This is a genomic window from Sphingomonas bacterium (genome assembly GCF_903644055.1).
Classification (GTDB): Bacteria; Pseudomonadota; Alphaproteobacteria; order Sphingomonadales; family Sphingomonadaceae; genus Sphingomonas_I.
In genome coordinates this window covers 1-5,852 of sequence record NZ_CAHJXD010000201.1, presented here as the reverse complement: position 1 = coordinate 5,852, position 5,852 = coordinate 1, and the positions used below count along the sequence as shown (strand labels likewise).

The following is a 5,852-nucleotide window of genomic DNA, read 5'->3' as shown; positions in this document are numbered from 1 at the left end:
GGGCAGGCGTGCGAGTTCGATTATTCGGGGACGCAGGCGTGCAAGGCGCTGCGCGAGGAGGGGTATCGGATCATCCTCGTCAATTCGAACCCGGCGACGATCATGACCGATCCGGATATGGCCGACGCCACCTATATCGAGCCGATCACCCCCGAGATCGTCGCGCGTATCATCGAGAAGGAGCGGCCCGACGCGGTGCTCCCCACGATGGGCGGGCAGACCGCGCTCAATACCGCGCTCGCGCTCTGGAACGACGGCACGCTCGCCAAGTACAATTGCCAGATGATCGGCGCCGACGCCGAGGCGATCGACAAGGCCGAGGATCGGCTCAAGTTCCGCGACGCGATGGACAGGATCGGGCTCGAAAGCCCGCGTAGCGGCATCGCGCATTCTGTCGAGGAGGCGCTTGCCGGGCTGGAGCATGTCGGGCTCCCCTCGATCATCCGCCCGTCGTTCACGATGGGCGGGCAGGGCGGCGGCATCGCCTACAACCGCCGCGAATTCATCGAGATCGTTACCTCCGGCCTCGATCTCTCGCCGACCACCGAGGTGCTGGTCGAGGAGAGCGTCCTCGGCTGGAAGGAATATGAGATGGAGGTGGTGCGGGATCGCAACGACAATTGCATCATCGTCTGCTCGATCGAAAACGTGGATCCGATGGGCATCCACACCGGCGACAGCATCACCGTCGCCCCCGCGCTGACGCTGACCGACAAGGAATATCAGATCATGCGCAACGCCAGCATCGCGGTGCTGCGCGAGATCGGCGTGGAGACCGGCGGCTCCAACGTCCAGTTCGCGGTCGATCCCAAGTCGGGCCGGCTGGTCGTGATCGAGATGAACCCGCGCGTCTCGCGCTCCTCGGCGCTGGCGTCGAAGGCGACTGGCTTCCCGATCGCCAAGGTCGCGGCGAAGCTGGCGGTCGGCTACACGCTCGACGAGATCGACAACGACATCACCGGCGCCACGCCCGCGAGCTTCGAGCCGACGATCGATTATGTCGTCACCAAGATCCCGCGCTTCGCCTTCGAGAAGTTCAAGGGCGCGAGCGACCATCTCACCACCGCGATGAAATCGGTCGGCGAGGTCATGGCGATCGGCCGCAACTTCCATGAGAGCCTCCAGAAGGCGTTGCGCGGGCTCGAGACGGGGCTTTCCGGGCTCAACGTCGTCGATCGTCTCAAGGGGCGCCCGCGCGCCGAGATCGAGGCGGCGCTCGCCGAGCCGACCCCCGATCGCCTGCTGATCGCCGCGCAGGCGCTGCGCGAAGGCTTTCTCGTCGAGGAGGTTTGCCGGATCGCGCGCTATGATCCCTGGTTCATCGAGCGGCTCGACGAGATCGTTACGGCGGAAGAGCAAGTCTGCCGCGACGGCCTGCCCAACGATCCCCGGCACCTTCGTCGCCTCAAGGCGATGGGCTTCTCCGACAAGCGCCTCGCCTGGCTGGCGCTCAACTCCGCGCATCTCGCCGGGATGAAGCGCGGCCAGGCGCGCGGCGGCGGCATCGTCCACGACGCGATCGCCGCGATGACCGGCGGCGTCACCGAGGCCGAGGTCCGCGCGCACCGCCACAAGCTCGGCGTCCGCCCCGTCTTCAAGCGCATCGACACCTGCGCCGCCGAATTCGAGGCGAAGACGCCCTACATGTACTCGACCTACGAGGCGCCCAGCTTCGGCGAACCTGAGTGCGAGAGCCAGCCGACGGGCGCGCGCAAGATCGTCATCCTCGGCGGCGGGCCCAACCGGATCGGGCAGGGAATCGAGTTCGATTATTGCTGCTGCCACGCCTGCTTCGCGCTGACCGAGGCCGGCTATGAGACGATCATGGTCAATTGCAATCCCGAGACGGTGAGCACCGATTACGACACCTCGGACCGCCTCTATTTCGAGCCGCTGACCGCCGAGGACGTGCTGGAGATCCTCCATGTCGAGGCCTCAAAGGGGGAGCTCGTCGGCGTCATCGTCCAGTTCGGCGGCCAGACTCCGCTCAAGCTCGCGCAGGAGCTGGAGGATGCCGGCATTCCCATCCTCGGCACCTCGCCCGACGCGATCGACCTCGCCGAGGATCGCGAGCGCTTCGCCGCACTGGTCGAGAGCCTCGGCCTGAAACAGCCCGCCAACGGCATCGCGCGCAGCCGCGAGGAGGCTTTGCTCGTCGCCGAGCGCATCGGCTATCCCGTACTCACCCGCCCCTCCTACGTGCTCGGCGGCCGCGCGATGGAGGTGGTCGAAACGCCCGCCCAGCTCGAACATTATATCGAGACCGCGGTACAGGTCTCCGGCGACAGCCCGGTGCTCATCGATCGCTATCTGCGCGATGCGATCGAGGTCGATGTCGATGCGATCGGCGATGGCGTGGATGTCGTCGTCGCGGGCGTGATGCAGCATATCGAGGAGGCGGGCGTCCATTCGGGCGACAGCGCCTGCTCGCTGCCGCCCCACAGCCTCCCCGCGCCGATCGTCGCCGAGATCGAGCGGCAGACCGATGCGCTCGCCCGCGCGCTCAAGGTGAAAGGACTGATGAACGTCCAGTTCGCGGTCAAGGATGGCCAGGTCTATCTGATCGAGGTCAATCCCCGCGCCAGCCGCACCGTGCCCTTCGTCGCCAAGGCGGTGGGCGTGGCCATCGCCAAGATCGCCGCGCGGGTGATGGCGGGCGAAATGCTCCGCGATCTGCCGGCGATCCCGCGCGAGACCGATCATATCGCGGTCAAGGAAGCCGTCTTTCCCTGGGCGCGCTTCCCCGGCGTCGATCCCGTGCTCTCGCCCGAGATGAAGAGCACCGGCGAGGTGATGGGGATCGACCGCGATTTCGCCACCGCCTTCGCCAAGGCGCAGCTCGGCGCGTCCACCGTGCTGCCGCAGGCGGGCACCGCCTTCGTCTCGGTCAAGGACGGCGACAAGCCGGTGGTCGAGCCCGGCGTCCGCCGCCTGATCGAACTCGGCTTCACGGTGATCGCCACGGGCGGCACTGCCGAGTATCTGCGCGCGCGAGGGCTGGCGGTCGAGACGGTCAACAAGGTCGCGCAGGGGCGCCCGCATGTCGTCGATCGGCTCAAGGACGGCGGAGTCCAGCTCGTGCTCAACACCACCGAGGGCTGGCAGTCGTTGCAGGATTCGAAATCGATCCGCGCCTCGGCGATGCTCGCGCGCATTCCCTACTTCACCACCGCCGCCGCCGGGGTCGCGGCGGTCGAGGCGATCGCCGCATTGCGCGCGCGCCCGCTTGAAGTGCGCTCGCTCCAATCTTATCATAGCAGGCCGTAGCTTCCCGACATCGCGATTTGCGGGCGCTGGCTTGAGACCGGCGCGGGAAAGCCGTTTTTGATTGAAGGGGTTGTGATGGCGATCGACGAGAAGCAGCCGATGCTGGTGGAGGGCTATGACATGCTCAACGCCGATCTCGCGCGGCTCAAGACCGAGCGTCCGCAGATCATCGACGCGATCGAGGAAGCGCGCGCGCATGGCGATCTTTCCGAAAACGCCGAATATCATGCCGCCAAGGAGCGCCAGGGCCAGGTCGAGGCGATGATCGCCGATATCGAGGACAGGCTCTCCCGCGCGCAGATCATCGATCCCAAGACCTTGTCCGGCGATAAGGTGGTGTTCGGCGCCACCGTCACCCTGCTCGACGAGGATGAGAAGCCGGTGAAATATCAGCTCGTCGGCCAGACCGAGGCCGATGCCAAATCGGGCCGCATCTCCTACAACAGCCCGCTCGGCCGCGCGCTGATCGGCCGCCGCGTCGATGACGAGGTCGAAGTCACCGTCCCCTCGGGCGATCGCTACTATGTCGTCGAAAAGATCGAGTTCGTCTGAGCGAGATCGTGAGGGCTTGCTCCATTCCTCCCCGGCACGGGGAGGGGGACCGCGCGCGTAGCGCGTGGTGGAGGGGGCTCACAATCGGATGCGACGCTGGTGGCGAACCCCCTCCACCAGCCTGCGGCTGGTCCCCCTCCCCATGCTGGGGAGGAACCTGCTTATGAAAACCCGCCCGCCCGAAACCACGATCGCGCTCGCCGTCGCGACCGTCGCCAGCTATTTCCTCATCGCCGCCACCGGCCAGGCCAATCAGGCGGCCTTGCTCGGCGGCTTCATTCCCGCGCGCATCGCCGGGCTGATCGTCCCCCACGCGCTGCCGCTGTGGCTGACGCCGCTCAGCGCGACCCTGCTGCATGCCGGGCTGATCCACCTCGGGGTCAATCTGCTGACGCTCGTTTATTGCGGGCGGGAGGTGGAGGTCGCGCTGGGCCGCTGGGGGACGGTGCTGCTCTATGGCCTCGGCGCTTATGCCGCGGCGCTCGCGCAATATCTGGTCGGGCCGCATTCGGCGGTGCCGATGATCGGTGCCTCGGGCGCGATCTCGGCTTTGGTCGGCGCCTATGCGATCCTCTACGGCCAGCGCCGCCCCTCGCGGCTCTCTCCCGAGCTTGCCCGCTGGCTCCACATCGCCTGGCTCGCCGCCGCCTGGGTCGGCATCCAGCTATTGCTCGGCATCGCCTCACTCGCGGGTGGCATCGCGATCGCCGCCGCCGCGCATGTCGGGGGCTTCCTCGCCGGCGTGCTGCTGGCGCGGCCGCTGCTCAAATGGCGTTACCGCTCGGCATAACGCTCGTCCTCAGGCCTCGAGATCGGGCTCCAGCAACTTGTGCATGTGGACCACCACATAGCGCATCTCGGCATCGTCCACCGATCGTTGCGCCGCCGCCCGCCACGCTTTCTCGGCGCTGGCATAATCGGCGTAGAAGCCGACGACATCCAGCTTGGAAAGATCCTCGAACTCCAGGAATTGCGGATTCTTGACGCGGCCGCCGAAGACGAGGTGGAGCTTGCTCATGCGCCGTTTCTCGCCGTTTTGCGCGCCGCGCGCAACGCTAGATTATCCGCGCGCGCGCATGATCCTGACGAGCGCGTCGAAGCCCTGCCGCTGGACGACGCTGTCGAAGTCCGCCGCCTGCGCCATCGCGACGTTGATCCCGGCGACGGTGACGTTGGAGACCTTCCATCGCCCGCCGACCTGCATCAGGCTCCAGATCGCGCGCACCGGCGAGCGGCCGGGCTTCTGCACCGTCGTGATGACGCTCGCCATCCCCGCGTTGCCCGGCTGGGCGGAGATCACCTTGATCGTCGCGTCCGAATAAGTGATCAGATTGTCGGTGTAGGTGCCGACCAGATAGGTCGGGAGCGCGGCCTTGTAGGCGGCGCGCTGCGCGGGCGTGATCGTCGGCAGCCAGCGGCGGATCAGCCGATCGCCCATCTCGTCGACCGCGACATGCTGCGCGAGCAGCGCGCGGAACTTGGCCTTGGCCTGGCCCTTGTCGCCGTTGGCGGCGGCGAAGGCATCGGTGGTCAGCGTCTGCACGAAGCGCTGCGGATCGGACGCGTCGACCGCCGCGCCGGCGGGCGCGAGCAGCGCGGGTGCGACGATCGCGGTGGAGGCGAAGGCGAGGGCCGCGATAGCGGTGCGAAACTTGGTCATCCTGTCTCTCTCGTTGGCGCCGTGCGCACGGCTCGTCGGCAATAGGGCCGCACGTATCATGAAGTTCCAAACCTGAACGGCGCGTTGCGTGGGGAACGCGCCTTTAAGAGTTTATCCTGTTGACGTCTAACGTTCGTCACCCCAGCGAAGGCTGGGGTCTCCTGACACCAGCCGTCCTCTTGCCGCACGGAGATCCCAGCCTGCGCCGAGATCCCGTATATCAGGATCGGGCGCTCGTCTTCGCCGCCGCCAGCGCCTCGGTCGCCGCCGTCCCCGCCGCCTGCGTCAGCGTTCCGAACAATTTCGCCGCCTGTTCGCGCAGGCCATCGACCGAGAAGCCCTGTTCGTCGAGCGCGCCCATCCCCGCCTCGCG

At 67.0% G+C, this 5,852-nt stretch carries 5 protein-coding genes; 3 read left to right on the top strand and 2 right to left on the bottom strand.

Annotated elements, in window-relative coordinates:
• The 3 genes from carB to HUU94_RS08860 form a co-directional block, all read left to right on the top strand.
• A partial coding sequence (carB, locus tag HUU94_RS08870; protein WP_174274726.1) for a carbamoyl-phosphate synthase large subunit occupies window positions 1–3,267 on the top strand: 3,267 nt, incomplete at its 5' end.
• A 75-nt stretch (window positions 3,268–3,342) separates the two neighbouring features.
• Complete coding sequence (gene greA, locus HUU94_RS08865; RefSeq protein WP_174274725.1) at window positions 3,343–3,819, top strand: transcription elongation factor GreA; 477 nt, start codon at window positions 3,343–3,345, stop codon at window positions 3,817–3,819.
• A 163-nt stretch (window positions 3,820–3,982) separates the two neighbouring features.
• Window positions 3,983–4,609: a rhomboid family intramembrane serine protease gene (locus tag HUU94_RS08860; RefSeq protein ID WP_174274724.1), complete on the top strand. Its 627-nt coding sequence runs from the start codon at window positions 3,983–3,985 to the stop codon at window positions 4,607–4,609.
• Window positions 4,610–4,618: 9 nt separating this feature from the next.
• On the opposite strand, the gene HUU94_RS08855 is transcribed toward HUU94_RS08860, so the two are convergent.
• Window positions 4,619–4,837: a DUF4170 domain-containing protein gene (locus HUU94_RS08855; protein ID WP_174274723.1), complete on the bottom strand. Its 219-nt coding sequence runs from the start codon at window positions 4,835–4,837 to the stop codon at window positions 4,619–4,621.
• 42 nt (window positions 4,838–4,879) lie between these two features.
• Window positions 4,880–5,479, bottom strand: coding sequence for an MlaC/ttg2D family ABC transporter substrate-binding protein (locus HUU94_RS08850; protein ID WP_174274722.1), 600 nt, complete (start codon window positions 5,477–5,479; stop codon window positions 4,880–4,882).
• Window positions 5,480–5,852 lie beyond the last annotated feature (373 nt).